The organism is Paenibacillus selenitireducens, from assembly GCF_002021565.1.
In the GTDB taxonomy this organism is placed as follows: Bacteria; Bacillota; Bacilli; order Paenibacillales; family Paenibacillaceae; genus Paenibacillus_K; species Paenibacillus_K selenitireducens.
In genome coordinates this window covers 1-26,215 of the sequence record NZ_MSZX01000010.1, presented here as the reverse complement: position 1 = coordinate 26,215, position 26,215 = coordinate 1, and the positions used below count along the sequence as shown (strand labels likewise).

The 26,215-nt window shown below is 45.7% G+C and carries 29 protein-coding genes; 15 read left to right on the top strand and 14 right to left on the bottom strand.

The window, feature by feature from the left end; translation table 11 throughout:
* The 3 genes from BVG16_RS22705 to BVG16_RS22695 all read right to left on the bottom strand — a co-directional run bounded on the left by BVG16_RS22705 (position 1) and on the right by BVG16_RS22695 (position 2,442).
* Positions 1–810: a TPM domain-containing protein gene (locus BVG16_RS22705; RefSeq protein WP_078501489.1), complete on the bottom strand. Its 810-nt coding sequence runs from the start codon at positions 808–810 to the stop codon at positions 1–3.
* The gene (locus BVG16_RS22700; protein ID WP_078501488.1) at positions 807–1,448 is read right to left on the bottom strand and encodes a LemA family protein; all 642 of its coding nucleotides are present in this window, start codon (positions 1,446–1,448) and stop codon (positions 807–809) included. The genes BVG16_RS22705 and BVG16_RS22700 overlap by 4 nt, the downstream gene beginning before the upstream one ends.
* Positions 1,449–1,551: 103 nt before the next feature.
* Positions 1,552–2,442: a LysR family transcriptional regulator gene (locus BVG16_RS22695; RefSeq protein ID WP_078501487.1), complete on the bottom strand. Its 891-nt coding sequence runs from the start codon at positions 2,440–2,442 to the stop codon at positions 1,552–1,554.
* A 136-nt stretch (positions 2,443–2,578) separates the two neighbouring features.
* On the opposite strand from BVG16_RS22695, the gene BVG16_RS22690 reads away from it, so the two are divergent.
* From BVG16_RS22690 to BVG16_RS22680, 3 genes are read left to right on the top strand one after another with little or no spacing between them, the layout of a single operon-like run.
* Positions 2,579–3,169, top strand: coding sequence for an ankyrin repeat domain-containing protein (locus tag BVG16_RS22690; RefSeq protein WP_078501703.1), 591 nt, complete (start codon positions 2,579–2,581; stop codon positions 3,167–3,169).
* A gap of 40 nt (positions 3,170–3,209) precedes the next feature.
* The gene (locus tag BVG16_RS22685; RefSeq protein WP_144027472.1) at positions 3,210–4,430 is read left to right on the top strand and encodes an amidohydrolase; all 1,221 of its coding nucleotides are present in this window, start codon (positions 3,210–3,212) and stop codon (positions 4,428–4,430) included.
* 34 nt (positions 4,431–4,464) lie between these two features.
* The gene (locus BVG16_RS22680) at positions 4,465–4,947 is read left to right on the top strand and encodes a nucleoside deaminase (RefSeq protein ID WP_078501485.1); all 483 of its coding nucleotides are present in this window, start codon (positions 4,465–4,467) and stop codon (positions 4,945–4,947) included.
* Positions 4,948–5,014: 67 nt separating this feature from the next.
* On the opposite strand, the gene BVG16_RS22675 is transcribed toward BVG16_RS22680, so the two are convergent.
* On the bottom strand, positions 5,015–5,752 hold the full coding sequence (locus BVG16_RS22675) for an MBL fold metallo-hydrolase (protein WP_078501484.1): 738 nt from the start codon (positions 5,750–5,752) through the stop codon (positions 5,015–5,017).
* A gap of 182 nt (positions 5,753–5,934) precedes the next feature.
* On the opposite strand from BVG16_RS22675, the gene BVG16_RS22670 reads away from it, so the two are divergent.
* The 3 genes from BVG16_RS22670 to BVG16_RS22660 all read left to right on the top strand — a co-directional run bounded on the left by BVG16_RS22670 (position 5,935) and on the right by BVG16_RS22660 (position 8,267).
* Positions 5,935–6,624 (top strand): oxidoreductase, encoded by a 690-nt coding sequence (locus BVG16_RS22670; protein ID WP_078501483.1) that lies wholly within the window; start codon positions 5,935–5,937, stop codon positions 6,622–6,624.
* Positions 6,625–6,634: 10 nt separating this feature from the next.
* Positions 6,635–7,183 carry a GNAT family N-acetyltransferase gene (locus BVG16_RS22665; RefSeq protein WP_078501482.1) on the top strand — a complete coding sequence of 183 codons (549 nt, stop codon included), beginning with the start codon at positions 6,635–6,637 and terminating at the stop codon, positions 7,181–7,183.
* Between the two features lie 82 nt (positions 7,184–7,265).
* On the top strand, positions 7,266–8,267 hold the full coding sequence (locus BVG16_RS22660) for a polysaccharide deacetylase family protein (protein ID WP_078501481.1): 1,002 nt from the start codon (positions 7,266–7,268) through the stop codon (positions 8,265–8,267).
* A 63-nt stretch (positions 8,268–8,330) separates the two neighbouring features.
* On the opposite strand, the gene BVG16_RS22655 is transcribed toward BVG16_RS22660, so the two are convergent.
* Positions 8,331–9,227, bottom strand: coding sequence for a LysR family transcriptional regulator (locus BVG16_RS22655; protein ID WP_078501480.1), 897 nt, complete (start codon positions 9,225–9,227; stop codon positions 8,331–8,333).
* A 149-nt stretch (positions 9,228–9,376) separates the two neighbouring features.
* On the opposite strand from BVG16_RS22655, the gene BVG16_RS22650 reads away from it, so the two are divergent.
* Together BVG16_RS22650 and BVG16_RS22645 are read left to right on the top strand one after the other, a co-directional pair.
* Positions 9,377–10,129, top strand: coding sequence for an SDR family NAD(P)-dependent oxidoreductase (locus tag BVG16_RS22650; RefSeq protein WP_078501479.1), 753 nt, complete (start codon positions 9,377–9,379; stop codon positions 10,127–10,129).
* A gap of 37 nt (positions 10,130–10,166) precedes the next feature.
* Entirely contained in the window at positions 10,167–10,910 is a 744-nt protein-coding gene (locus BVG16_RS22645) for an SDR family NAD(P)-dependent oxidoreductase (protein ID WP_078501478.1), read from the top strand.
* A 59-nt stretch (positions 10,911–10,969) separates the two neighbouring features.
* On the opposite strand, the gene BVG16_RS22640 is transcribed toward BVG16_RS22645, so the two are convergent.
* Positions 10,970–11,860 (bottom strand): DNA-3-methyladenine glycosylase family protein, encoded by an 891-nt coding sequence (locus BVG16_RS22640; RefSeq protein WP_078501477.1) that lies wholly within the window; start codon positions 11,858–11,860, stop codon positions 10,970–10,972.
* Positions 11,861–12,020: 160 nt separating this feature from the next.
* Here BVG16_RS22640 and BVG16_RS22635 point away from each other — a divergent pair, with 160 nt between their 5' ends.
* Together BVG16_RS22635 and BVG16_RS22630 are read left to right on the top strand one after the other, a co-directional pair.
* Positions 12,021–12,617 carry a bifunctional transcriptional activator/DNA repair enzyme AdaA gene (locus tag BVG16_RS22635; protein ID WP_078501702.1) on the top strand — a complete coding sequence of 199 codons (597 nt, stop codon included), beginning with the start codon at positions 12,021–12,023 and terminating at the stop codon, positions 12,615–12,617.
* A complete protein-coding gene (locus tag BVG16_RS22630; RefSeq protein WP_078501476.1) occupies positions 12,598–13,143 on the top strand; it encodes a methylated-DNA--[protein]-cysteine S-methyltransferase in 546 nt (181 codons plus the stop codon). The genes BVG16_RS22635 and BVG16_RS22630 overlap by 20 nt, the downstream gene beginning before the upstream one ends.
* 263 nt (positions 13,144–13,406) lie before the next feature.
* Here the strand turns inward: BVG16_RS22630 and BVG16_RS22625 are convergent, their stop codons facing one another.
* Positions 13,407–14,279, bottom strand: a complete 873-nt coding sequence (locus BVG16_RS22625) for an AraC family transcriptional regulator (protein ID WP_078501701.1) — start codon at positions 14,277–14,279, stop codon at positions 13,407–13,409.
* 221 nt (positions 14,280–14,500) lie between these two features.
* Here BVG16_RS22625 and BVG16_RS22620 point away from each other — a divergent pair, with 221 nt between their 5' ends.
* Both BVG16_RS22620 and BVG16_RS22615 read left to right on the top strand, forming a co-directional pair.
* Positions 14,501–14,686, top strand: a complete 186-nt coding sequence (locus tag BVG16_RS22620) for a hypothetical protein (RefSeq protein ID WP_078501475.1) — start codon at positions 14,501–14,503, stop codon at positions 14,684–14,686.
* 22 nt (positions 14,687–14,708) lie between these two features.
* On the top strand, positions 14,709–15,791 hold the full coding sequence (locus tag BVG16_RS22615) for a glycoside hydrolase family 172 protein (RefSeq protein WP_078501474.1): 1,083 nt from the start codon (positions 14,709–14,711) through the stop codon (positions 15,789–15,791).
* Positions 15,792–15,858: 67 nt separating this feature from the next.
* On the opposite strand, the gene ligD is transcribed toward BVG16_RS22615, so the two are convergent.
* The 5 genes from ligD to BVG16_RS22590 form a co-directional block, all read right to left on the bottom strand.
* Complete coding sequence (gene ligD, locus BVG16_RS22610) at positions 15,859–16,749, bottom strand: non-homologous end-joining DNA ligase (protein ID WP_078501473.1); 891 nt, start codon at positions 16,747–16,749, stop codon at positions 15,859–15,861.
* A 572-nt stretch (positions 16,750–17,321) separates the two neighbouring features.
* Entirely contained in the window at positions 17,322–18,143 is an 822-nt protein-coding gene (locus tag BVG16_RS22605; protein WP_078501472.1) for a carbohydrate ABC transporter permease, read from the bottom strand.
* A 14-nt stretch (positions 18,144–18,157) separates the two neighbouring features.
* A complete protein-coding gene (locus BVG16_RS22600; RefSeq protein WP_078501700.1) occupies positions 18,158–19,072 on the bottom strand; it encodes a carbohydrate ABC transporter permease in 915 nt (304 codons plus the stop codon).
* A gap of 83 nt (positions 19,073–19,155) precedes the next feature.
* Complete coding sequence (locus tag BVG16_RS22595) at positions 19,156–20,415, bottom strand: ABC transporter substrate-binding protein (RefSeq protein WP_144027463.1); 1,260 nt, start codon at positions 20,413–20,415, stop codon at positions 19,156–19,158.
* Positions 20,416–20,599: 184 nt separating this feature from the next.
* The gene (locus BVG16_RS22590; protein WP_078501471.1) at positions 20,600–21,535 is read right to left on the bottom strand and encodes an AraC family transcriptional regulator; all 936 of its coding nucleotides are present in this window, start codon (positions 21,533–21,535) and stop codon (positions 20,600–20,602) included.
* Positions 21,536–21,653: 118 nt separating this feature from the next.
* Here BVG16_RS22590 and BVG16_RS22585 point away from each other — a divergent pair, with 118 nt between their 5' ends.
* The 3 genes from BVG16_RS22585 (at position 21,654) to BVG16_RS22575 (ending at position 24,752) form a co-directional block, all read left to right on the top strand.
* On the top strand, positions 21,654–22,400 hold the full coding sequence (locus BVG16_RS22585; RefSeq protein WP_078501470.1) for a sugar phosphate isomerase/epimerase family protein: 747 nt from the start codon (positions 21,654–21,656) through the stop codon (positions 22,398–22,400).
* Positions 22,401–22,446: 46 nt separating this feature from the next.
* The gene (locus BVG16_RS22580; protein WP_078501469.1) at positions 22,447–23,568 is read left to right on the top strand and encodes a Gfo/Idh/MocA family protein; all 1,122 of its coding nucleotides are present in this window, start codon (positions 22,447–22,449) and stop codon (positions 23,566–23,568) included.
* A 248-nt stretch (positions 23,569–23,816) separates the two neighbouring features.
* The gene (locus BVG16_RS22575) at positions 23,817–24,752 is read left to right on the top strand and encodes an ATP-dependent DNA ligase (protein ID WP_078501468.1); all 936 of its coding nucleotides are present in this window, start codon (positions 23,817–23,819) and stop codon (positions 24,750–24,752) included.
* A gap of 167 nt (positions 24,753–24,919) precedes the next feature.
* Here BVG16_RS22575 and BVG16_RS22570 read toward each other — a convergent pair whose 3' ends face one another.
* Together BVG16_RS22570 and BVG16_RS22565 are read right to left on the bottom strand one after the other, a co-directional pair.
* Entirely contained in the window at positions 24,920–25,783 is an 864-nt protein-coding gene (locus tag BVG16_RS22570; protein WP_233146885.1) for an IS3 family transposase, read from the bottom strand.
* An 11-nt stretch (positions 25,784–25,794) separates the two neighbouring features.
* Positions 25,795–26,112, bottom strand: coding sequence for a transposase (locus tag BVG16_RS22565; protein WP_078497227.1), 318 nt, complete (start codon positions 26,110–26,112; stop codon positions 25,795–25,797).
* Positions 26,113–26,215 lie beyond the last annotated feature (103 nt).

Below are 26,215 nucleotides of genomic sequence, written 5' to 3'. Positions count from 1 at the left end.
CTAAAATCTACGGCTCGCGCCTCCACCACCGGACGAGCCTCCACCGCCGCCACGGGATCCACCGCCTCCACCACGACCGCCACGACCTCCGCCTCGGCCGAGGACGGATATGAGAAGCATGGTGAACGTTCCACGGAAGAAAATGAAATCTATCGCCAGGAAAGCGACAATTACAAGGATCCAGCCGAGCGGCAGATCGCCTGATTGGTCACGAGCAGGATCCGGGACAGCGACCTTTTGCGGTGTGAGTTGATCTTCTACACCGTATTCCTTAGCAACTTCATTGTAGAGCGTTTTGTATGTCTCCAAAATCGCTGCACCGGGCTGGTTCTGGATGAGATAGGGGATGGTTACTTGATCCAAGATCCTCCCGATTTTGCCGTCGGGCAGCGCTCCTTCCAGACCATATCCGACTTCAATGCGCAGCGGACGATGCCCAGGTTCCCCATCCTCCATAGATAAAAGGAGAAGAACGCCGTTATTCAACTGCTTGTCACCAAGCTGATATTGCCGGAATGCTTGCAGCGCATATTCTTCGACGGAATAACCGCCTAGCGTGGGTACAGTTAGTACGGCAATCTGAGCTTTGGTTCTATCCTCTAATGTACGGCCAAGCTGGTTCAGTTCAAGGATTTGCTCGCGAGATAACAAATTTTCGAAATCTTGGACATAGATATCGCCTTTCGGTTTTGGAATGACAGGCTCAGCATAGGCAATCAGTCCATAGGGGTGAAGCAGAGAGAACATCACGAGCAGAAGCAGAACGGGCCGAAATACACTTCGGGAAGACCGCTTCAATGCCGCTGTCATGCCATGGCACCTGTCGCGTGATGTACGGTGCCATCATCCCAACGAAGTGATGTTACATCTGTACCAAAATTCACTTCCGGATTTTTTTTGGAATCTGCTGTCGTCTCGAAGTAATCTTTCTTGTGGAATCCCATCATACCCGCCAGCAGATTACCCGGAAACCGTTGGATGAGTTTGTTATAGTCGGCTACGGCATTGTTATAATCATTTCTCGCCACGGCGATCCGATTCTCCGTGCCGGCAAGTTCATCCATGAGCTGTGTAAATTGAGCATCGGCTTTAAGTGTCGGATAATTCTCGACGACAACAAGCAAGCGACTTAAAGCGCTTGAGAGCTGTTGGTCTGCCGCAGCCAGCTCATTCGGCGTACGGGCGCCACCTAATGCGGCACGCGCATCGGTGACGGATTTGATGACTTCCTTCTCGTGTGCGGCATACCCTTTTACCGTATTGACCAGATTGGGAATGAGATCATACCTGCGCTGCAGTTGAACATCGACTTTACTCCATTGTTGATTGACCGTTTCGGAGGCCGTAACGTATGTATTGTATTTACCCGAGAACATGACAACGAGAATAATGACTACCGCTACGACGATGACGATCGGAATTACGCAACCTTTTCCTTTGATATTCATATGCAGCGTCCTCCTCAATCAAAAAGTTATTTGTCAGCGTTATGGTTGGTTTGTCATTATATCCTTTGCTGTAGTCCTGGGAATTACTCATCCACGATATCATTTAAAAATTCTCTTCTTGATCTAATTCCTTCATTAATTCGATAAAATGCTGTGCCGGTTTCGTTAAATACCGCTCTTTCAACCAGATAAGACCTGTCGCGAAAGAAAGCTGGCTGTCTGCGATGGAGACGGCCTGAATATCATAACCCCGGTATAACTTGAGAATGGATGCAGGGACAATCGTCGTTCCGTTTCCTGAGGATACCCATTCCAGCAAGGTTACGATATCTGAACATTCACCGATCACATTGGCGTGCAACCCGCGCTCCGTAAATTGATTCAGGATACTTTGGTATAGCCCCAATCCCTCTGTACTTGGGAGGATGAGCGGGTAGGTCTGGATTTCCTGATACGTAAGAGGCTGCAAATCAGTCGCACAAGATTTTGAGGTGACAAAATAGAAGGGTTCGGCTTGGAGTTCTAGGACTTCAAATTCGCTTAAATCTAATGGGAGTCTAACAATGCCGAGTTCGATTGCGCGTTCTTTGATCAACCGCAGCACGAGTGCGGATTCGTTTTGTTGTATTTTGTAGGTGATCTGCGGATAACGCGCTTGGAAGATACGAAGCAGCTTGGGTAATACGGCAGACGATAACGTGTTGACGCCGATGGTCAATTTGCCTCGGGTACCGCTACCGATTTCTTTGACTTCGATCTGTGATTCTTCAAACAGATTTGTCAGATGTATCGCATGTTTATACAAAGCCTGACCAGCGTCCGTAAGCTCTAATGTTTTACCTGTCCGCTTCACGAGCTGCACGCCGAGTTCTTGCTCCATCGCTTTTAATTGCTGGCCGAGCGGCGGTTGTGCCATGTGTAGTACTTTGGCTGCAGCTGTAATTTGCTTCTGCTCCGCGATGGCAATAAAATATCGTAACTGACGAATATCCAAAATGACCTAACCTCCTCTACGAACGAAAAAAGTATGAAAAATGAACTTTTTAAATATTTTTCGTTTGTTAAGGGCTATGATACCATGAATGTATCAAGAAGTTGAACATCGTGAAGGAGAAGGGGTGACATCAATTATGAAGGAAGCATTCATTCAAGCCGCTGAGAACGGGAATACGGCTGAAGTACTCCGTCTGATCGCAGCAGGGGCGGATGTGAACGGCAGGGACGAAAGAGGGCGTACGCCCATCCTTGCTGCGACGCACGGGAACCACCCGGATACGGTGAAGTCACTGCTCGACGCCGGTGCAGATATGAATTTGCAGGATGATCGGCAAGATAACCCGTTTCTCTATGCTGGAGCGGAAGGGCTGATCGATATTGTGAAGCTGATGATAGAAGCTGGAGCTGATCCGACGCTTACCAACCGCTTTGGCGGCACAGCATTGATCCCAGCTTCTGAACGCGGGCATGTCGATGTGGTGCAAGCCCTGTTAGAGCATTCCGAGGTGGATGTAAATCACGTAAATAATCTGGGGTGGACAGCCTTGATGGAAGCGATCGTTCTGAGCGATGGCGGCGTGCGTCATCAGCAGATCATCCGTCTGTTGATTCAACATGGTGCTGATGTTCATATCCCGGATCGGAATGGAATGATGCCGTTGGAACACGCCAGATCGAGTCAATTCAAGGAAATTGAACGATTGTTAGTTGAAGCAGGAGCTTAACCTGATACCCAAATGAGATGAAGAGGATGTGTTTTTCATGGTGAATAGTTCATATTGGTTAACGAATGTGACATTAGAACAAGGTTATCTCGTTGAAAATGAACAAATCGTTGGAACAAAAACGGCAGTATATCATCTACGCATCGATCAAGGGAAAATTAATGACATTGTACAAGGAAATCTTCCTATGGCAAGTAATGCACCTCGATATGACGCGCGAGAGCTTCTTCTTCTGCCTTCGTTTGAAGAAGGGCATATTCATCTGGATAAGACGTATTACAGTGGTCCGTGGAAGGCTGTGAAGCCGATTCAGAGCATCTTCGATCGCATCGAAGAAGAGAAAGAGCTTCTCCCAAGAATATTACCCCAATCGAGAGAACAAGCAGAACGAATCTTATCGTTAATCCAAGGGTTTGGAACAACGCATGTTCGTACGCATTGCAACATTGAACCTACTAGCGGATTGCATCGGCTAGCTGCGACCAAAGAAGCTCTTCGGACTTTCTCAGGCAAATTATCTTCAGAAATTGTAGCTTTCCCGCAGCACGGGTTACTACACTCCGACGCCGTTCAATTGGTGAGGGAGGCAATGGATGAAGGGGCGACACTTGTAGGCGGGCTTGATCCCTTTACCGTTGACGGGGATATTGAACGTTCTCTGCAGGTCATGGTGGAGATTGCTGTAGAGAAAAATTCAGGAATCGATATCCATCTGCATGAAGGTGGAGAATCCGGTAAGCTCACGATAGCGCGATTAGCAGATCTAACAGAAGAGGCGGGATTGCAAGGTAAAGTAACTGTCAGCCATGCATTCTGGTTCGCATCCGCGCAGCCGGAAGAAGCGGAGGAACTCGCTGAGCGAATGGCTTCCTTACGTATGTCCGTAGCATCCAGCGTGCCCATTGGTCGGAATCCGATGCCGCTTCCTATGCTGAAAAAGAAAGGCGTAGGTGTGACGTTAGGAACGGATAGTTTAACGGATCATTGGTCGCCATTTGGTCTTGGGGATCAGCTGGAAAAGGTAGGCCGACTTGCTGAATTGAACCGTTATAACGATGAATTCTCGTTATCTCAAGCACTAGGTTATATTACCGGTGGAATTACGCCGTTAGATCACGAAGGAAATCAGGTCTGGCCAAAGGTAGGGGACCGTGCAAACTTCGTCTTGGTTCAAGCGAGTTGTGCAGCTGAAACGGTAGCCAGAAGATCGACACGCCAAGCGGTATGGTATCAAGGAAATCTGGTTAGAGGTTCCTTGTAAGAAACGGATCATCAAGATTGGAGATGTATGGTACATGAACGAACTTCAAAGACAATCGATGCAGCATGCCATTTCGTTGGCGTATCATAATGCCGCACATCAGCACGGTAAGCCATTCGGAGCCGTAATCATGAAAGATGATGACGTTGTTGCGACAGGCATCAATGAAGTATTAGCGTCACATGACCCTACGGCACATGCTGAAATGCAGGCGATACGAGAAGCTTGCCGAAAGCTGGGAACTTCCGATTTACAAGGCTATACCCTGTACGCTAGCGGCGAACCTTGTCCGATGTGTTTTAGCGCAATCTTTTGGGCCAATATCCGAGAGGTCTATTATGGTTATAGTAACGAGGATGCTGAATCCTTTGGGTTGAGCACGAAGTATCTGTATGATCAAATCGCTATATCGAAGGAAGAGCGCGATGTAAAGTTCGTTAAGCTGGACCCCAGCATCTCCGAATATAGACCGTTGGATATGTGGAAGGCCGTCAACGAAAAAGGGATCAACGAATAAGGTGTCTTATCAAAACGTCCATTTCTAAAAGGGAGGATAACCCTTTGAAGAAATGGACGTTTCTGTGTTAGGCTTCGGATGCGAGTTGGGCAATTCGTTGATTGGCTTGACCCTGATAGATGCCGCCATGGTAGCAGATCACATGTTCAATGTCATACCGTGTTAAGTTTTTGATGGAAGCTTGTGCGGTCGGTAGATCCAAAGTATAGCTTGGATCTGATCCATATAACTCGCCATCCTTGATCACCAAGGCATCTCCAGCAATAAGCGTTTTACTGGAAATATGGTATAGACTGATATGTCCAGGCGTATGTCCCGGTGTATCGATGACTGTGATGCCGCCGCAATAAGGAAGCACTTGTCCGTCTGTAACGAGCGTGTCAACCGTTGCCTTTGGAGGGTTCGCTATCAATCGTTTCAACGGTGCAGCATGTTCTTCGGGCCAGGAGTCCATCTGTGCGATGACTTCATCACTGAATTTAAGGATACGGCGTTCACCTTGAATATAAGGCTGCTCCAGGGGATGGCTGATGATTTCAACGTGCGATTGCGAGCCTTGGATCATGCCGGGTAATCCTCCGATATGGTCGATGTCTTGGTGGGTGATCATTATCTTTGTGAGCTGATCGAAGGATACACCTGCTTGGGCGAACGCTTGATGGAAGAGATCCAACTGGCCAGGATAACCGGCATCAACCAAAATCACCTCGTCCTGATCCCATAGAAGAGTCGGGTAAATAATGCGGAGTTCCCCTAGTAAGTTCGCTGTTATTTCTAATGCTTCTACACCTTTGACAATGTTCATCGTTATCCCTCCAGATTCATGTGTAACGTTATCCAGGGAATATCTTAACGCCAACAAAACTCCTGTGTCAAACAAAATATTTTATTATAACATATAATTAAGAAAAAGTCAATATGTAATTTTGGCGTCTTTTTGTATTATGATAAATGCAGGATATTGGGACGTGGGAAGGGGCAAAAAGGATGAAAAAAGCATTAGTACTGGGTGCGACAGGGCTTGTGGGACAGGAAGTGGTCAGGCTTTTATTGCAGGATGAGTCGTATGACCAAGTCACCTTGCTCGTACGAAGAAGGCTTCCTCTTCAACATCCAAAGGTCGAGCAACAAATTGTTGCGGATTTTGATCAGCTGCATGATGCAGCAACCTATTTTCAAGTTACCAATGTATTCTGCTGCCTCGGCACGACGATCAAGAAAGCGAAATCGAAGGATGCGTTTCGTAAAGTGGACTTTGACTATCCTCTAGTCGCAGCTAAACTTGCTGAGAAGCAGCAGGTGGAGCGGTTCATCATTATCTCTGCGATGGGAGCTAATGCGCAATCCTCCATATTCTATAATCAAGTGAAAGGGCAAATGGAAGAAGGGTTGCAGCAGTTAAACCTGACAGCGGTGCATATCTTACGTCCGTCCTTGTTGCTCGGGGAGCGGGAGGAGTTTCGCTTGGGCGAGAAGATGGCTTCGGTTATTAGTCCAGTATGGAACGCCCTTTGTATCGGACCATTACGCCAATATAGGGCTATTGATGCTAGGAATGTCGCCAAGGCGATGGTGCGCATCGGGGATTCCCCTTTAACCGGTGTACATACGTATCTCTCCCACGAGATAGAGAAGACCGCCATAGAAAAAAGTAATCATAAAAAAACGAAAAAATGAGGTGTGGAACATGCGTGGTGAGCATATCTATTTAAGAGCTTTGGAAGCGCGCGATGCGCAAGATTTATTGGATTTACGCGTTCGTAATCACAATTTTTTGCAACCCTTTGAACCGATACGTGATGCTAACTATTTGACTTTGGAATGGCAATTGCAAGACATTGAGAATCATCAACACGGGGCAGATACAGATACGTCTCATGCATTTGGTATTTTTCTGAACGAAACGGATGAACTGATCGGGAGAATTGCGATTACAGGCATTTCACGAGGACCGGCACAACATGCGAATATCGGTTATTTACTGGCTGAATCACAGAATGGAAAAGGGTATATGACCGAAGCGGTTAAGATGTGTGTTTCCTTCGCATTTAACGTGTTGCATCTGCACCGTATTCAAGCAGGCGTAATGCCTCGTAATTTGCGCTCGGGACGCGTTCTCGAAAAAACAGGTTTCCGACCAGAGGGGCTTGCCAAGCGTTATATTCGCATTAACGGCGTATGGGAAGATCATATTCTCTTTGCCATTACGACGGAAGATTTAGAAGGTCAAGCGTAGACAACCTATTTTTTAAGTTTATTTTAAGCAAAAGATGGTATGTTGAAGCCGCTGTGATTTTGAACGTGAGGGTGATTCATCTATGGAAAAACAAACTCGGTGGCGTCTTTATGCTTGTGGTGCAGCTGTCGCCCTAATGCTGGTTTGCGTTGCGCAGTTCGGACCGAATCATAAAAATAAGTTGATGCGTTACACGGCGTTTCAAAGTCCACCTGGACATTCCGTTCTGCCTCGTGTATCTGAGAAGTCGCCTCATTTGCAGCATGTGAAGGAACCTGGCTTAGATTATCATGATCAAGTAGCTGTCTTGATGTTCCATAATATCGATCCGGAGGCAAGAAATAACGACTCGATCACACCGGACCAATTTAGGGCTGATTTGGATGAGTTGCAACGCAATCATATTAATTTTATTACCTTGGAGCAGTTCCGTAAGTACATGCAGGGTGGGGAAATTCCTAACAATGCGGCATTAATCACATTTGATGATGGGTACGAGAGTTATTACAAATTTGCGTATCCCATTCTGAAAGAGCGGCAGCTGGGCGGCGTATGTTTTGTCATTACTGGTGATTTAAACGGGAGTGCAGTGGTCTACACGCCGCATATGACCAAGGAAGAAATCCAACACATGACTTTGGATGATCCGGATATGGAAGTCCAGCCGCATACGAATGCACTGCATTATAAAGTGGATCGCATCCACGATGCTCTAACGGGCTATGTAACAACGAAAGGGGTAAGAGAAACGAAGCAACAATATTTGGAGCGGATCGATAAAGATACCGAGCTGAGTATTGAGCAATTAAAGCCATTAAATATGCACCCGATTGATTCTTTTGCTTATCCTTACGGGCTTTATAATGTTGACGCCATTCGAACCTTGAAAAGTCACGGGATACGATATGCGTTCACGACTAAGAGCGGTGCGGTGAATCGAACGAGCAATCCTATGCTTTTACCGCGCATTAATGGAGGTTCTTCCAAAATTACCCCTGAGGCGCTATACCATTCGATCGAAGTAGCTGTATCCCCACCGACTTCTATCCTGAAATCTATTCTTAAGCAATTTCTTCCGGCATAACGCCGGTACATTCAAGAGAGGCCTCTGGTCTCTCTTTTTTTGATATGTAGCTATGGATGTTGATTATTGAATGTCGTTTTTGAGCCGAGTGATGAAGCTTTTGATAATACCGGAAAAATGTTTTGTTTCGGAACGAACCCAACCGAGATAGACAGGCTGTTGTTCCACGTCTTGGAGTTCTAAGGTAATCATCCCGGAATTGCTCTTGGTGATGCTCGGTGCAAACGAAAAATCGATCCCAATCGTCATGGCGCGATGATTGAAGACCGCCGACTGCAGCGCGTCTGTATTATTTGATGTGAAGATGATATTAGCGGAACCGTATTTCTTCTGGAATTCATCAATAAACCACTGAACGTAATCATCCTGATAGATCACTAGCATTTCTCGCTTGAATTGCTCTGCCGTAATTGATTTTTGTAATGCGTAAGGGGATTGACGATCGACCCCAACGACGATCTTTCCCTGGATTAAAGGTTCAAAGGTTAGCCCTGACATGTTCTGTTCAATATGTTCGGATTTGATCACCAGTCCGATATCCAGTCGGTTATGTCGAATATCGTCCAAGATTTCTTGGGAACCTTTCTCGGCAATCTCGGTATGGATATTCGGATAAGCTTGTTTGAACCCCATCAACGCATCCACCCATAAGGACATGGGGCCTGGAATCGATGCAATTCGTAGTTCCCCACTTGCAGGATTGTTGAAATCCAACGCCTCATCACGCAAGTCTTGCACTTTATTCAGTATTTCGTAAACTTTCTGCAGCATGACTTTACCTTCAGGCGTAGGTTCCGCACCTAATCGTGAGCGATTGAATAGGACAATGCCGATTTCCGCTTCGAAATGAGAAATCGCCTGGCTGATGGCAGATAGAGTTACGTGTTGATTTTGTGCCGCATTCGTGAGCGATCCTGTTTTTGCGACTTCTGCAATGTATTCTAACTGTTCGAGATTCAATGATAAGAGCCCCTATCCTTAATTAATACTTAACTAATAGTAATTATAATTAATTATTCATAAACAAACAACGGTGTTACAATGAACTCATAAGCACAAAACATTCATTTTGTAAACGAGATAAATCACATTATGAGGAGATGTTTTAGATGAGACTACAAGGAAAAGTTGCTCTTATTACAGGCGGAGGAACCGGAATCGGTAAAGCAACAGCCATTCGTTTTGCGCAAGAAGGTGCAAAAGTAGTCGTAACGGATATTAATCTTCAAGGTGCCCAAACTACCGCTCAGGAAATCAAGCAAGCGGGTGGACAAGGTTTGGCGTTACGTCAAGACGTAACCCAAGAAGCGGATTGGATCTCGGTAGTCGAACAGTCGAAAGAAGCGTTTGGCACGATAGATATTTTGTTCAATAATGCAGGGATTTATATCATTAAACCATTGGCTGAGATCACGCTGGAAGAATGGAATCGACTGATGGGAATCAATGTAACCGGCGTATTCCTTGGCATGAAACATGTGATGCCGCTTATGGCTGAGCAGCACAAAGGATCGGTCATTAACGCTTCATCAATCGCTGGTCTTACTGGGGCTGCTGGCCACGTGCTGTATGGCGCAAGTAAAGGTGCTGTTCGGATTATGTCAAAAGACGCTGCCATGGAATATGCGACAAAAGGTGTTCGTGTAAACTCCATTCACCCGGGGTACATCGATACGGGCATGGTTGATTATGCGGCGCAAGTGAACCATACATCAAAATCCAACTTGGCTGATATTTCGCCGAACGGACGTCTAGGCAGCGTGAATGATATCGCAAATATCGTATTGTTCCTTGCTTCGGATGAAGCCAATCATGTGACAGGTGCAGAGTTCGTGGTCGATGGCGGCGCAACAGCCAAATAATAAAACGGATATAAATCAATCATATGGGGGTATTACCATGAGACTATCTAATAAAGTGGCAATTATAACAGGCGGAGCAAGCGGCATTGGAGAAGCAACCGTACGTTTATTTGCTCAAGAGGGAGCAAAGGTGGTCATCGCAGACTTTTCTGAACAAGGCCAGGTATTATCGGATGCATTAAATGCGGAAGGGTTCGATACCTTATTCGTCAAAACAGACGTCACGCAAGAAGAGCAAGTAAAACACATGGTCGCAGCAACAGTCGAGAAGTATGGAAAATTGGATGTGCTCTTCGCGAATGCGGGCATAGCGCGGGACGGCAAAGCACACGCCTTGACCTACGAAGATTGGCAACGTACGATCGACATTAACTTGTCGGGTGTATTCCTTAGCGATAAATATGCCATTGAGCAAATGCTCGCGCAAGGCACAGGCGGTGCCATCGTCAACTGCGGTTCCATTCATAGCCATGTTGGGAAAGATGGCGTCACAGCTTATGCTGCAGCAAAAGGCGGCGTAAAATTGCTCACACAAACCTTAGGAATTACCTACGCCAAAGATGGCATCCGCGCCAATGCGGTATGTCCTGGCTATATTGATACGCCGCTAATTAAAGGACGTACGCAAGAAATCACGGATCACTTGGTTGCCCTTCATCCCATGGGCCGCCTAGGTAAACCTGAAGAAGTAGCCAAAGCGGCATTGTTCTTAGCCAGCGATGACGCTTCATTCGTGACAGGTACAAGCTTACTTGTGGATGGTGGATATACTGCGCAATAATGATTCAGATTCGATAGATAGCATGTGAAAAGCCCCTTCGAAAGAAGGGGCTTTTTCTGCTAGTATAAGCATCTCCAGAGATAAAAAGTCGCGTAAGCCTCCCAGCCTGCCCATGAGAGGGAGAATTCCTTGATCTGTTCGATCGATGGCTTCTTATCGAGACCTAGCACATGTTGTATCGCATTGTGCAGCCCGACATCTTGGATGGGAAAAGCAGAGGTATATCGTAGACAGCGCATCAGAACATAATTCGCCGTCCACGGACCGATGCCGCGAATCGCGATGAGCTGTTTCTCTGCAGCTCTGCAATCCATAAGATCCAGTAACCCCTGTTTCGTTAACGAACCCTCAACCATTAATTTCGCTACGCCGATTAAGTACTCGGACTTTTTGGTGGTCATCTGCAAAGGGAGAAGATCCTCGACTTGCAAGGCTGCAATTCGTTCAGCCTGAGGGAACTGCCAATAGGTGTGGCCCGCCCAATTCATCGAATGTCCATAGGATTCCACCAATCTTCGTTTTAACGTGTAGGCAAAGGGCAAATTGATCTGCTGCCCAATAATTCCCCAACATAAAGCCTCGAACAAATCGGGAATGCCTATCGTACGAAGACCGTAAAAGGAGGTCACCACGTGCTTGAGTAAAGGGTCGCCTGCTGCCATGGCATAGAAAGGCTGTAAGTTACGGTTCAAATCAAACATGTCCGATATATACGCAGCAATGGCTTGCTGATCATCTAGGCTTGGCTCTTTGGAGCCATGCATTACTTCAACATCTATGGTGTGGTCTTCCGTTCCTTCACGGATTTGGACGATAAAGGATTCAGATTCAACGGGGATGAGCTTCAACAGCGTATTCTCGACGATCTGATGCATACATTCATTGGATGCCCGGGAGAGGTACTTGATATTTTCAGCGAAGCTAAATTCAGTTGGAACGGGAATGATCATGAGAGAATGCTCCTTTGGTTTCAAAAAAGTTATGTATTCTTTATACCATAAGAGGTACTCTTGTGACTTTCGTAATCTTGCTTTTCTATTCGCAATCCCTTACGATCTTGCTTTTTGGCGGGTATACTATGCTTAGAGGTGATCAAGAATGACGAATACGATGTATGAGCCTAGACATGAACTGACGGAGGACAAATGGGAGGCAATTCTGAATAATGATACATCACGTGACGGGACTTTTTTCTATGCTGTAGCAACGACAGGAATCTTCTGCAGACCATCCTGTAAATCCAGACCGCCGTTAAAAGAACATGTTCGCATTTTTGATCATGCGTTCGAGGCGATGGAAGCAGCATTCCGTCCGTGCAAACGATGTAAACCAGACGGGTTACGGTTACCTGACGAGGAGTGGATGATTCAGATCATCCAGTGGATCGATCATCATTTCGCTGAATCTATCACCTTACAACGTCTTGCGGATCAGACCCACAGCAGTCCATATCATTTGCAACGCACATTTAAGCGGATCAAAGGCATCACGCCCGCCGAATATATTCAGGAGAAGCGGATGGATTACGCCATGCATGAATTGTTGACGACCCATGATCCGATTCTGGATATCGCGGTTCGTTCAGGAATCCCTAATGCTGCGCATTTCGCCACAACATTTCAGAAAAGAACAGGGCTTTCGCCATCAGCATACCGTAAAAAGCACATAATGGACAAGGGAGAGGATGATGAAATTGAAACGAAGTGAACAGGTAACCACAATCTATTGGACCGAGCTAATCCATCAGGACTGGAAGATCATTCTAGCTGCTACCGACAAGGGTTTGTGTTATGTCGGGGGAGTTGATCAATCCTTGGCGAACTTACAGCAGTGGGCGAGTTCGAAGATCGGCACGTGTGAAATGAAACAAGATGAGCAGTACATGGCAAATTACATGCAAGCCTTTAGAAGGTATTTAGCGGGGGAGTGTTCTACTTTCACTTGTTCGACAGATCTGTACGGAACCCCTTTTCAACAATCGGTCTGGCAAGCCTTGCTGCAAATTCCATATGGTTCGACATATAGCTATTCTGAACTTGCGGATCAATTGGGGCGTCGAGATGCCGTACGTGCCGTAAGTACGGCGATTGGTGCGAACCCCGTGCTTATCGCGATTCCTTGTCATCGGGTGATCGGGAAGAATGGCTCGCTTACCGGATTTCGCGGCGGATTACCGATGAAGGAAGCTTTGCTTCATCTGGAACAAGGTCATGTGCTCCAGCTGAACAAATGATCAGACTATGAAGAGCATTCCTTCGCTATGTAGGTCCTGAGGATTGCTGCGCTCCATATACTTTGTTGAGTGACAAAGGAACATGTGAGTTCGCTGTTAGATACGCCGACTGTGCATCATAGCTTGAAAATACAGATTCCCCTTAAGACGTTGACGTTTCGTCCGGAATAAACCTGACGAAACGTCGAGATTGATGGTCGAGCCTCCGATTTTTGAGTTCTAATCGCGGTCGCTCTCTTCGAAAGGCCTCGATAGAGATTTTTTCATTCCTTCTTTTTGCGATAAACCGATGGCGGCACCCCTTCTTTGTTCTTAAACGCTCGGCTAAACGTATGGATCCCCGTAAATCCGCAAAGCTCCGCGATTTTTTCAAGTGGCAAATCCGTAAATTGTACCATTTCCTTTGCTTTTTCGATCCGCATGTTCTGATGATATTGAATGGGGCTTACATGATATGCGCTTTTAAATAAACGGTTAAGATAAAATTTGCTGATGCAAAATTCCCGTGACAATTCATCCAGGCGCACTTCTTGATGAACCTGATTGTTCAGATACGCTTGCACCCGGTATAAAAGATTAGAATTCGACATAACTTGCGGCGTTTTATTCCAATTATGTTCTCTAAACAGATAGACCAACAGGTCAATAAGCAATCCTTTTAATCTTGTTTGATAGAGTGGGAGCTTTTGCTCAAATTCTTTAATAATGACAAAAAGCATGTTTTCAAAGATACGAGGATTATCAAGTCGAATATAGCTAGGCAAATGAAATGCGGGCGATGACAAATGGTCGGGACGAAACCATTGAAGTTCACGCTCATCCATATCAGATAGTGGTTTGAAAGAGATATCTACATGAGGGCTGTCCGGTTGTTCCAATAAATCAAAATGAATATGCGGCTGTCGCGCATCCTTATCGCCTGTGACATGAATGGAATGTCTTTGCTGCGGTTTAAATAGAAAAATATCCCCGCATTGTCCCTCGTAAATGATATCTTCCACGGTTATACGTAGTTTTCCCTGCATGACATACAATAATTCGTAATCCCATATCACACGTTCTCTAATGCCCCAATTGGGAGGAATGTAATTGTCCATCGCCCGCCGAATGTACGGAGAAATGTAATCTGAATTCATATTCAACCAACCTTTCATTGAAATGCATTCTAGAAGAAAGCTGCTTCAAGCGCATCAGAGAATGGGTGTAGTCTTCAGTGTGTAATCTTGTAATTGAAGGAGAGGGATAACATCGCAATTATTGTATAATATTCATTCGTTTGTGGTAAATACAGTTTTACTTCCATTTATTAAGATTAATAGTAGATATTGAAGAACTTGCAATCTCGGAGGTCGGCGAGATGAATACGGATTCCTGGCAGGAAGTGAGAGGACTTTCCGGTGGACATCATTTTCTTCTCAAAGAGGGGTTTACGGGATGGGAATACGAGGGGCTGCACTGGGGAATTACATGGACGGTCGAGAAGGTTTATGTGGAGGATGTGCTTTATTCCGGTTCGAGGAACTTCTTGTCCCTGTTGATCTAAAAATACATTTTGGAGGCATACAATGAACACATTCAATGGATTGGATATGGGATTAGGCAATTTGATGCGACTGTCGAATGCAAAAACGAGATCGATCAGTGCGGAAAATTTCACGGGTGAAAAAGGCAGGGCAGGCATGGCAACAGAAGGAACAGGGGCGAAGTGTGCTCGGGATCTTGGTCAAGGCTGGAAGGTATCCCCTTCCGTCGAAATCAAGGCGGGAACGGAGTTTACACTGGCGGAAATTACGGGTCCGGGTGCGTTTCAGCACATTTGGCTCACTTGTTCTCCAAACAGTTGGCGGCATATGATCCTCCGCATGTATTGGGACGGGGAAAACCAAGCTTCCATAGAAGTGCCGCTTGGAGATTTCTTCTGCAACGGTTGGTGTGAGAGAAGCAATGTCAATTCTTTGCCTGTCTCTGTCAACCCGGCCGGTGGAATGAACAGCTATTGGGTCATGCCATTTCGTAAAAGCGCAAAAATGACAGTGGAGAACCGGATGGCCGAAAACGTTGTGCTGTATTACCAGATCGATTACACGTTAACCGAGATTCCTGCGGATGCAGCTTATTTTCATGCACAATGGCGCCGCAGCAACCCCCTCAAGAATAAGGACGTACATACGATATTGGACGGGGTCAAGGGTAAAGGCCACTTTGTAGGTACCTATATTGGATGGCAAGTGAACAATACCGGATGGTGGGGTGAGGGTGAAATCAAATTTTATATGGATGGCGACAAGGAATTTCCGACCATCTGCGGGACCGGTACGGAGGATTATTTTGGCGGAGCGTGGAATTTTGAACAACCAAAAGGGGAATACGGCGTTTTTTCCACCCCGTTTCTTGGTTTGCATCAGGTCATAAAGCCGGATGGACTATATCGCAGTCAACAGCGGTTCGGCATGTACCGCTGGCACATCATGGATCCGATCCGCTTCGAGGAAGAGTTAAAAGTTACGATTCAAGCGCTTGGCTGGAGAAGCGGAGGCCGCTATTTGCCGCTTCAAGACGATATTGCCTCGACTGCTTTTTGGTATCAAGCCGAGCCGCATGCCGCATATACGCCGTTGCCGGATAACGACGGACTTGAAGTAATATAAGCATGACATTCAATGCATCCTTTTGAAGCGATATTTCAAGACATAAAAAAGCAGCTTCTGGAGCTGCTCAATGAAATCGGGATAAATGCGCATCCAGGTGCTGCGGGGGGATTTGAGCAATCAAATCTCCTTTTTGCTGCAGCCGTTCTTGAATGGTATGCAAGTTGAAATCACGCGGATCACATCCTTGCTCTACTTCCTTCCACAATAGCGGCGTAGAAAGCGTGGCGTGCTCACGTGCTCGCGGTGTATAGGGGGCAGAGAGCGTTTTCCCATGCCAATGCTGCAAATAATCGATATAGATTTTGTCCCCGCGGTCTTTCTTGAGGCGTTCGATCGTAAACAGCTTAGGGTACTTCTGAACCGCGAAAGAAGCAATAAAATGCCCTAATTTCCGCAGTTTTTCGAAGGTGTAATGCTTCTGCTCCGCTAAAGGGATATAGATCTGAACGCCCGTTGCACCCGACGTCTTCGGCACTGATGTAATACGGAGCGATTCCAATATTTCGCCTATCGCAAAAGCAGCTTCCATGATCCGGGGCTCACGCTCTAACGTTGGGTCGAGGTCAATGATCCATTCTGCGGGAAATGGGGATCCGATCCGATTCAACGAAGGATGGAACTCCAAGCAGGCTAGATTTCCTAACCACATTAACGTGGATAGTGAATCGAGATTGACGTAATGAATATCCTCAACGGTAGCCGTATGCACATATGGCGGTTGAGGTTTCGGGCAATTTTTCTGATAAAAGAGCTTATCATGAATACCATTAGGACAGCGGATCGTCGTTAAATACCTCCCTCCACAGTAGCGAAGGAGGTAAGGGGAGAGAAAAGCTAACTTCTGCAAATAATCAACCTTCGTAATGCCGGCTTCAGGATACAGAAGTTTATCCGGGTTCGAGATGGTTACTTCATTGCCTTCGATCATAATACTTTCCTTGACTGCCGTGCCCATATTTCAAACCTCCTTCATCTGGGGAATGACAGGCTTGCGAACTATAGATTAATATCTGTAGTTTTTTGTTGCTGTATTCAACCCAAATTATAAGGATCAGAAGAAGAAACGATCATTTGATGCAGGAGGTAACAATTCACTTTTCTTGTTAGGCGGAAGAAGAATGCTTTTATTGTTCAATAAACAGAATCAGGGGGTTCCTCTTCATTCACGGAACGGAGCGAGAAATGAACGGACACAGGAGACCTTAATTATGCCAAAAGCAATCAAAATGCAGGGTGAACGGACTCAGCAGCTCTTATCATGCTAAACATAAGCTATATACTCATGATTCGAATAGAATAAGGGTATCTGTGTCCACAAGAACGGCTAATCTATGAGATAGCCAACAATAAGGTCTCTCATGTCCGTAATACACAAAGAGCGTAATTAATTTGTTAAGATTTCGTATCTGTGTCAGAAACTTTCCTGTGTTTGTGCTCAGGTCACAGCGAGCCTTTCCTCGAAAGTCAAGGCAGGCTCGCTCACTTACAATTATGAAAGGACATCGTAGGTGGTTTTCTCAGTTGATCTCAACTTTTGATCGCTCCGGCGGCAATGTCCGAAATAAACTGCTTGCTGATGAACAAGAACAAAATAATCAGCGGCACTACAGCCAGCAGGGTTCCCGCAATGACCATGGAATAATCCGAGACGTAGATTCCGTTCAGTGAAGACAAGGCAACCTGCAGCGTGAATTTACTCTGGTCGTTCAGAATAATCAGGGGCCAGAGGTAATCGTTCCACGCCCCGATAAAGGTAAACGCGCCCAAAAAAGATAGGGCAGGCCGCAAGATCGGCAGAGATATATTCCAGTACAACCGGAAAAATCCACAGCCGTCAATCCGTCCCGCATCCAGCAGCTCGGAAGGCACGGAATCCTCCGCATACTGCCTGATCCAGAATATCCCGAAAGCGTTTGCCATTCCCGGGATGATTAGCGCCTTGAAGGTGCCGACCCAGCCGAATTTGGCCATGATCACGAAGGATGGGACCAAAGACAGCTGTGCAGGCGCCATCATCGTGGCCAACAGCAGCACAAACAACCATTTTTTGCCTGGGAATTTGAATTTCGCAAACGTAAAGCCTGCGAGTGAATCGAAGAACAGAACCAGGATGGTGATGGACAATGCCACGAATAACGTGTTCAGGAAAGCGCCGAAGAAATCGATATTGTTCAGCACTCTCGTAATATTATCTATCAGATGCGTACCGAACCAGAATTTAGGCGGGAAGCTGTAAATCTCGGCAGTCGTTCGTGTGGACATGACCAGAAGCCAATAAAAAGGAAAGACGGAAATAATCAGTCCAACGATCAGCCCCAAATATAACAGGAAAGACTTCCTTTTAGCCATACGATTCACCCCATTTATTCATCTTTTGCACCGCCACCCTGTACCATTCGCCAGTTGAAGATCGAGAACAGGGCAATTAGAATGAACATTCCCCAGCCAACTGCTGAGCCATAGCCGAAGTAATTATTCACAAAAGCCTCTCGGTATAAGTAGAGCACAATGGTCAAACCGCCGCCACTGACACCCCCGTCGTTGCCGACGAGTACCTGCGACTCGGTGAAAATCTGCATTCCGCCGATGGTGGATGTTATGACCGTGAATAAAATAATGGGGCGCAAATTCGGAATCGTAATGCGGAAGAAGGACTGCACGCCTGAGGCACCGTCAATTTTGGCTGCTTCGTACAGCACGGTTGGGATGCTCTGCAGACCTGCCAAATAAATGATGGCATTGTACCCGACCCAGCGCCAGATGACCATCATGGATACGGCCAGCTGAATGCCCCAGGTTTTGTTCAACCATTCCACAGGCGATATCCCGAACAGGGAGAATAAGTAGTTGAGGAGTCCGTAGTTGTTTGAAAATAAGGTGCTGAACACGATAGCGACAGCGACGAGTGAAGTGACATTCGGGAGAAAATAACCAATCCGGAAGAAGGTCCGGAACCTTACAAAGGTTGCGTTTAACAGAAATGCAACAATCAGCGCGAAGAACAGCATTGGAATCGTGGAATAGACCCAGATCAGGAGCGTATTTCCTACCGCTTTCCAGAACTCGGGATCTGTGACCATGAACTGGTAGTTGTTCAGACCATTGAAGGTCATCTCGCCGATTCCGTCCCATTTATGAAAGGACAGATACATGGAAAACACAATTGGGAACAATCCAAATATGGCAAACAAAATATAAAAGGGGGAGATGGCCAAGTATTCTTTCCGGTGCTTCCATATTTCGGATGCAAGTCCCCGCTTACGCTCCGGCAGTTGCATGGAGCTTCCTGGATCTAAATGAGTTCGCTTCTGTAAGGGTTCACCCATAAGACTCTACCTCCATATCGGGATGGAATGATCGTTTACCGCAGCAGCTCCTTTTTGACTCTTGCTAGCGCATCGTTCCAGGCCTTCTCGGGGTTCTTGCCTTCAATGGCAACAGATGAAAGCTCCCGGCCAACGATGCCGTTCAAATTGGCGTATTTGGTCCCAAAATAGGAGGGCTTCACATGGCGTGCGGACTCGGTAAATATTTCACCAGTGGCCTGACCACCGAAAAAGTCTTCTTTTTGCTGCATAACATCGGAATCAAGTGCCTTTTTCGCAGAAGGGAACAGATTGATATCTTTAAAGCTGGTGACCTGGTTCTCAGGATTTTGCACCCATTTGATGACGTCGAAGGCTTCCTGCGGATGTTGACTCGTTTTCATGATCGCGAGGAAAGACCCGCCGTTATTCCCATCGCCCCCCGGAGCCCTGGCTACACGCCACTTGCCGGCCGTATCCGGCGCCGACTGCATCAGAATCTCCTTGCACCATACCGCTCCGACAAATGAAGCGATTCTTCCATTATTCGCCGCAGCATTCCACTCGGAGGAGAAGGTGCTCGCATTGGCAAGCAGACCCATCTGGGATGCCTTCACGGCCAAGTCCCAGGCTGTTTTCATGGAGGAAGAAGGATCTTCACCAATGAAATTTTCATTTTTATCAAAATAGATTTTGTCCGACTGGGCATTAATCTGGGTATAAATGTTACCAATGTTATCCGTGAACTTAACTTTGTTGCCTAATGCATCCTGCAGCTTCTTGCCTCCTGCAAAATAGTCATCCCAAGTACCCATCAATTTGTGAACTTCTTCAGGGGCGCTTGGAAGTCCGGCTTGCTCAAACAGATCCGCCCGGTAAAATAATGCGGTAGGGCCGGTATCGATCGGCAAGGCGATCATCTTGCCCTCCGGCGTGACCCCCAGCTGCCATTTCCAGTCGAGGTAATCATTTTCAACATCCTTTGCGCCAAGATCGTACATATCATAGAAGCGGTCAGAGCTTGGGAACAGCTCGGTCACCCAGTCGTTAAAGGCAACTATATCTGGACCGCCAGAGCCGGCAGCCAGCGTCGTTTTTAACTTGGATTTGAAATCTCCGCCGATCTTTTGAGCATTGATGCGGATTCCTGGAAACTGCGTTTGAATCAAGTTGATTAGTTTGTCATCAAGGCTCCGGTTCCAGTACCACAGAGTAAGCGTTTTCATTTTGTCATTAGAAGAAGAACCGCTTGAACATCCGCTAACCATGAGAACAACAAGCAATAGACACGTAAACATAACCCGGAATTTTGCCAATCGGTTCGGCCTCCCATTGCGGCGATATGGTAATGCAGTTCCATCATCACTCCTTTTTGAACGATAGATTTGAATAGTTAATTCTACGCATCATAATAAACATTGATGTTAAATTTTGAACAGCTTGGTTAAAATTTTATGTAATCGTACGGCTTTTTATCTCCTATTGATGCAAGGTTTAGCATTAGATCATATCTTTGGACATCAAAGGCGCTCCGATGCCGATATTTTCGTTGGTTACTTTTTTGCGGAACTGAACTGGGGAAATGTTTTTAAACTGCTTAAACTGCTGAATGAAGTAGCTTGAGTTCGAAAAGCCGACTTCAAGCGCAATTTCGGTCATGCTCTTGTCCGTGGTTAGCAGCAGTTTTTCCGCTTCGGTGATGCGTATGTAGTTCAAATAATTGGTAAACGTCTTGCCCATGATCGCCTTGAATCTGCGTGAAAAATAGCTGTAACTCAGGTTGCAGATACGGGCGGCCGTCTGGGCGTTAATATCAAACCTATAGTTGTCGTCGATATATTCGAAAACCTTTTGCAGCATCTGAACATCCATTTCTTTGAGAGAATGGGCGACATCCCAATTCAGCCGCTGATCCTGCGATTCCCGCAAAAACCATAAAAAAACCCGGCAGATCAAAGTCCGCACAGCCAGCTCGAAGCCATAGTTTTTGGAGGTGAACTCATCATATATTTCCTGCACCAGATGGGGTACCAGCGTATCTTTAATTTTGGCCTCGGCAAACACACGCTGATTGTTGGATTTGGCCATCGTGAAGGGGAGAACATATTTGGACTCGAAAATCGTTCTTGAAGTGGAGAACAAAATTTCAGGATCAAACTTGGTGACGATGTAAGATACATTCTCCTCATCCATCGCATAGATGGAATGCGTCTCGTGGGAATGAATCAAGATCAAATCGCCTTTGCCGACGATATGGGATTCACCGCCCAGAAACACTTTCGCCCGGCCTGAGAGGAAGTACAGAATCTCAATATTGATATGCCAATGGGCATGAACAATCCAGCGGCTGCCGGCGCTCGAGTGAATCATACATTCAAATGGATAATGGATCGTTCCGACCGAAGGACGGTTCGACTCAAAATAAGGCTCCGTCATTTAAACACACTCCCGTTACGCAAATGACAAATATTTAATATATTCGAATAGGTTCATTGTATAACTTATCCAATGTTTTTGGTATCTTTTACTTGTATCAACGGAAGGGGTGCAAACGATGGAGAAGGTAGCTTTGCAGTTGTATTCAATAAAGGAATTAACAAGCACTGATTTTCTCGGTACGTTGAAAAATGTGGCTGACATCGGTTATGACGGTGTGGAGTTCGCCGGGTATTTTAATACTTCTGCGAAAGATTTGAGGATCGCATTGGACCAATACGGCCTGCAGGCCGCAGGAAGCCACATCGGCATTTCCGAGCTTGAGGCGAACCTGGAAAAAACAATTGAATATTCGCTTGAAATTAATAGCGCTTACATCATTTGTCCGGGGCTACCGGAAGAAATGCGCAACAGCACCGACAGCTATAAGCGGACGGCAGAACTGTTCAACCGGATTGGCGAGCGCTGCAAACACAGCGGGCTCCGGTTCGGTTATCACAATCACGGCATCGAATTTAAGCAATTTGACGGTGAGAATGGACTTGATCTCCTGGTTAATAACACAGATCCGGATCATCTGTTCATCGAGCTGGATACATATTGGGCAGAGTATGCTGGGCTCCGTTCGATCGACTTTATTCATAAATACAAGGAGCGCTGCTCCATTCTACATATCAAGGATATGAAGAGCGAGGCAGATAAGAGAAATACAGAAATCGGTTCCGGTATGATGGATTTCCGCGCCATCACGGCAGCAGGCAAGCAATATGGTGTTAACTGGTTCACGGTGGAGCAGGAGGAATTTGAAATTCCGCAGCTTCAGAGCATCGGGCAGAGCCTGAAGTATTTGAGAGAGATTTTATAGTCGAGGCTTGAATGAAACCAAAACCATAACAAAAGGAGCATGTAAAATGGCACAAAATACGGATAAAATTTTGAAAGTGGGCATTGTCGGCTGCGGAGGAATTGCAAATGGCAAGCATATTCCAAACCTGAGTGCACAGAAAAACGTGGAGATCGTAGCATTCTGCGACATTATCGAGGAGCGTGCGATAGAATCCGCCCGTAAGATCGGCAAAGAGGATACGATCAAAATCTATACCGATTACAAGGAATTGTTGAAGGATTCGAGCATTGATGTCGTGCATGTATGTACGCCGAATAAATCCCACTCTTTTATTACGATTGATGCGCTTGAATCCGGTAAACATGTGATGTGTGAAAAGCCGATGGCAAAGACGGCCAAGGAAGCCAGAGCGATGCTGGAAACTTCCAAGCGTACAGGCAAGAAGCTGACGATCGGTTATGACAACCGCTACCGTCCGGACTCCTTGACCTTGAAACAAATCACCGAAAGAGGCGATTTGGGAGACATTTATTTCGCCAAGGCGCATGCGATCCGCAGACGGGCCGTACCAACTTGGGGTGTATTCCTGAACGAAGAAGAACAAGGCGGCGGACCGCTTATTGATATCGGTACACACGCGCTTGACCTGACACTCTGGTTGATGGATAACTACAAAGTGGCAAGTGTAAAAGGCAATGTGTATCATAAGCTCGGCAGCAAGGAGAATGCGGCAAACGCCTTTGGCCCATGGGATCCTAAAGAGTTCACGGTGGAAGACTCCGCATTTGGTTTTATCACGATGGAGAACGGAGCTACGGTGACACTCGAAGCGAGCTGGGCGCTGAATACGCTTGATATTGGTGAAGCCCAGGCTACATTATGCGGTACGGAAGGTGGAGCAGACATGAAGGACGGTCTGCGTATTAATGGCGAAGACCTCGGAACCCTGTACACGAAAAAGCCGGAGCTGCAAACAGGTGGCGTTGCTTATTTTGCCGGCAATTCCGAAAGCCAGGCCGGTAGAGAATGCCGGATGTGGATCGAGAGCATTCTGAATGACACGGAGCCGATGGTTAAACCGGAGCAGGCTCTAGTCGTAACCGAGGTCCTGGAGGCGATTTATGAATCGGCACGTACCGGAAAAACGGTATATTTTGATAACAAATTGGTAGCATCTTTAGGCTAGGAAAGGCTCAAGCAGCAGATTAGCCTGTTGCAGCTAAGAAGCCGATAGGATGAGATCCGTAAATGTGACCCATAGGAAGGACACTTTGAAAAAAGTGACCCTCTTGTGGGTCATTTGTGTTTTAGAAACGGTCATTTGTTAGATATGCAAAAAGTAAATCGTTATTTGTTTTACAGTTATTGTGCACAATATAAAAGTGCGTATCAATACATGGATCAACAAAAATCATTTAATTTTGGAGAAGAATCATGATAATCGAGCCAATAATTCCCTTTGAACCCGTTTCAACGAATGAAATCCCAACAGGTAAAGAATGGATTGCCCAGATCAAATGGGATGGAGTGAGAATGCTTATCTATTTTGATGGGGAAGAAACAAGGTTATATAATAGAAAACGGAATGAAAGAACCATGCAATATCCGGAGTTAACGACGCCATCAACATTCAGTAAAGCGCAGAGCTTTATTCTTGATGGTGAAATCATCGCGATAGAAAACGGTGTACCTTCGTTTCATGAAGTAATGAAAAGGGATAGTATAAGAAGATTAGATCGAATATCATCCGTAGCCAAAAAAATCCCAATTACTTTTATGATTTTTGATATCTTATATCTAAATGGTAATTGGGTAACAGATGAAAAGCTTAGCTACAGACAATCGTTAATAAATGACATGATTATTCCAAATCAGCATATTCAAATTGTTCCTAATTTTACTGATATTTCTGCCTTATACAACGTAGCTGAACAGCACCATCTTGAAGGTATTGTAATAAAGAATATCAACAGCAGCTATGTAATAAATGGCAAGGATCAGAGATGGAAAAAGAAAAAAAATTACCTGGATGTTAATGCAGTTGTTGGCGGTGTTACGTATAAAGATGGGGCTATGAATGCTTTAATGCTCGGACTTTATGATAACAATGGGCAGCTATGGTGTATTGGAAATGCCGGTAGCGGGAAATTAAAAGCAGATGAATGGAGATCATTATCCATATTAGCCAAAAAACTTGAGATAACAACGATGCCATTCATGAATACCAAGAGGACCTCTAACGCACATTGGTTACAACCCCAATTAACTGTTAAAGTGAATTTTTTGGAATGGACATCAAATCATACACTTCGCCAACCCACGATTCAAGCTGTTATTGATGTTTCGCCAAATGAGTGCGTATTCCCATAAGATGTCTTATTTTACCGCGATAGAATTGGACCGAGGGTAGAGGTTTTTCTCAAGATTATTGAATTTATATATTTTCGAGAGATTACTGAAAATCAAAAAAGGGTGCAGGGAACGGTGCGAGAAATGAACGGACACAGTGCTCTTCTGTCAATAAAGTGGACACAAAATTAAGCTGAATTTCGCTCATAATAGAGCTGCTCGAAGCGAACCGGCGACATGTATCCCAGCGTGCTATTGGAGCGTTTCCGGTTATAAAAGAATTCTAAGTATCGATATAGTTTCTCTTGCGCTTCTTGCTTGGTTTTAAACTTTGGTTTGCAGTAGATCAACTCGCGCTTCAAAATGCTGTGAAACGCCTCAATACAAGCGTTATCGTAGCAGTTTCCTTTCCGACTCATACTGGGTTTCATATCGTACTTTTTAAGTTGTTCACGGTAATCTTTTGACGCATACTGCGAACCGCGATCAGAGTGGTGGATTAGTCCCTTTCCCGGTCTTTTCGCTGTATGGGCTTGCTTCAGCGCATCCAAAACCAAATCTGTTGTCATATAGTCGCCCAATTTCCATCCTACGATCTGTTTCGTGTACAGATCCAAGATACTGGCTAGATACAGCTTTCCTTGGCGACAAGGAATGTAAGTGATGTCCGCCACCCATTTTTCATTCGGCTTAGTTGCTGAAAAATCTTGTTGCAGCTCATTGGGTGCGATAGGTAGTTCGTGTTTGGAATCTGTCGTGCTTATTCTGAATTTACGTGACATACAGGAACGAAGCCCTTCTTCGCGCATAATGAGGCCAACCGTTCGTTCCGATACGGTCCAGCCTTCCTTCTTAAGATCCCGATGAATTCTTGGGCTTCCATAGCGTTCTTCGGAGTCATGGAAGTGCCAAATAATACGCTTTTTGAGCTTCTCCTTTCGTTGGAGCTGCTCAGAAGGCGCTGCCGTACGCCATTTGTAATAACCACTCCTGGATACGCGTAGTACGCTGCACATCTTCTCCACGCGAAACTCGGAGAGATGATCTTCAATAAATTGAAATCTTAGTTCTTTTCTTTGCTGAAGATGTGCAGCGCCTTTTTTAGAATGGCTAACTCTTCTTTTAATTCATTAATTTCACGCTCTTTACGGCGGTTCTCCTCCTCATTGTTCTTTAGCACTTGCTCGAGTTGTTTAATCTTCTCCGGATGATTGACCGCTTCCTGATCGAATTGCCGATATTGCGCGATCCATTGGTGTACGGTGCTTTTCGGAATGCTAAGTTCATCACATATTTCGGATAGAGACTTCGTTTGCTCTTGAATGTATTTCACTGTTTGCATTTTAAATTCTTCGTTATACCTTTGCCGTTGTTCCCCCACAATTGGACACCTCTTCTTTCGTTAAGTTTATTATCTTTTGTTCCTTAACGTCGTGTCCACTTTTTATTCTAGTTGCAHGCTNDGRYANAGTATHNATSSGYAS

What these genes read in the sequence shown, in the direction of transcription:
- BVG16_RS22705 (WP_078501489.1), bottom strand. Translation starts at nt 810, where the DNA reads ATGACAGCGGCATTGAAGCGGTCTTCCCGAAGTGTATTTCGGCCCGTT.
- BVG16_RS22700 (WP_078501488.1), bottom strand. Translation starts at nt 1,448, where the DNA reads ATGAATATCAAAGGAAAAGGTTGCGTAATTCCGATCGTCATCGTCGTA.
- BVG16_RS22690 (WP_078501703.1), top strand. Translation starts at nt 2,579, where the DNA reads ATGAAGGAAGCATTCATTCAAGCCGCTGAGAACGGGAATACGGCTGAA.
- BVG16_RS22680 (WP_078501485.1), top strand. Translation starts at nt 4,465, where the DNA reads ATGAACGAACTTCAAAGACAATCGATGCAGCATGCCATTTCGTTGGCG.
- BVG16_RS22675 (WP_078501484.1), bottom strand. Translation starts at nt 5,752, where the DNA reads ATGAACATTGTCAAAGGTGTAGAAGCATTAGAAATAACAGCGAACTTA.
- BVG16_RS22670 (WP_078501483.1), top strand. Translation starts at nt 5,935, where the DNA reads ATGAAAAAAGCATTAGTACTGGGTGCGACAGGGCTTGTGGGACAGGAA.
- BVG16_RS22665 (WP_078501482.1), top strand. Translation starts at nt 6,635, where the DNA reads ATGCGTGGTGAGCATATCTATTTAAGAGCTTTGGAAGCGCGCGATGCG.
- BVG16_RS22660 (WP_078501481.1), top strand. Translation starts at nt 7,266, where the DNA reads ATGGAAAAACAAACTCGGTGGCGTCTTTATGCTTGTGGTGCAGCTGTC.
- BVG16_RS22650 (WP_078501479.1), top strand. Translation starts at nt 9,377, where the DNA reads ATGAGACTACAAGGAAAAGTTGCTCTTATTACAGGCGGAGGAACCGGA.
- BVG16_RS22645 (WP_078501478.1), top strand. Translation starts at nt 10,167, where the DNA reads ATGAGACTATCTAATAAAGTGGCAATTATAACAGGCGGAGCAAGCGGC.
- BVG16_RS22640 (WP_078501477.1), bottom strand. Translation starts at nt 11,860, where the DNA reads ATGATCATTCCCGTTCCAACTGAATTTAGCTTCGCTGAAAATATCAAG.
- BVG16_RS22635 (WP_078501702.1), top strand. Translation starts at nt 12,021, where the DNA reads ATGTATGAGCCTAGACATGAACTGACGGAGGACAAATGGGAGGCAATT.
- BVG16_RS22630 (WP_078501476.1), top strand. Translation starts at nt 12,598, where the DNA reads ATGAAATTGAAACGAAGTGAACAGGTAACCACAATCTATTGGACCGAG.
- BVG16_RS22625 (WP_078501701.1), bottom strand. Translation starts at nt 14,279, where the DNA reads ATGAATTCAGATTACATTTCTCCGTACATTCGGCGGGCGATGGACAAT.
- BVG16_RS22620 (WP_078501475.1), top strand. Translation starts at nt 14,501, where the DNA reads ATGAATACGGATTCCTGGCAGGAAGTGAGAGGACTTTCCGGTGGACAT.
- BVG16_RS22615 (WP_078501474.1), top strand. Translation starts at nt 14,709, where the DNA reads ATGAACACATTCAATGGATTGGATATGGGATTAGGCAATTTGATGCGA.
- ligD (WP_078501473.1), bottom strand. Translation starts at nt 16,749, where the DNA reads ATGGGCACGGCAGTCAAGGAAAGTATTATGATCGAAGGCAATGAAGTA.
- BVG16_RS22605 (WP_078501472.1), bottom strand. Translation starts at nt 18,143, where the DNA reads ATGGCTAAAAGGAAGTCTTTCCTGTTATATTTGGGGCTGATCGTTGGA.
- BVG16_RS22600 (WP_078501700.1), bottom strand. Translation starts at nt 19,072, where the DNA reads ATGCAACTGCCGGAGCGTAAGCGGGGACTTGCATCCGAAATATGGAAG.
- BVG16_RS22590 (WP_078501471.1), bottom strand. Translation starts at nt 21,535, where the DNA reads ATGACGGAGCCTTATTTTGAGTCGAACCGTCCTTCGGTCGGAACGATC.
- BVG16_RS22585 (WP_078501470.1), top strand. Translation starts at nt 21,654, where the DNA reads ATGGAGAAGGTAGCTTTGCAGTTGTATTCAATAAAGGAATTAACAAGC.
- BVG16_RS22580 (WP_078501469.1), top strand. Translation starts at nt 22,447, where the DNA reads ATGGCACAAAATACGGATAAAATTTTGAAAGTGGGCATTGTCGGCTGC.
- BVG16_RS22575 (WP_078501468.1), top strand. Translation starts at nt 23,817, where the DNA reads ATGATAATCGAGCCAATAATTCCCTTTGAACCCGTTTCAACGAATGAA.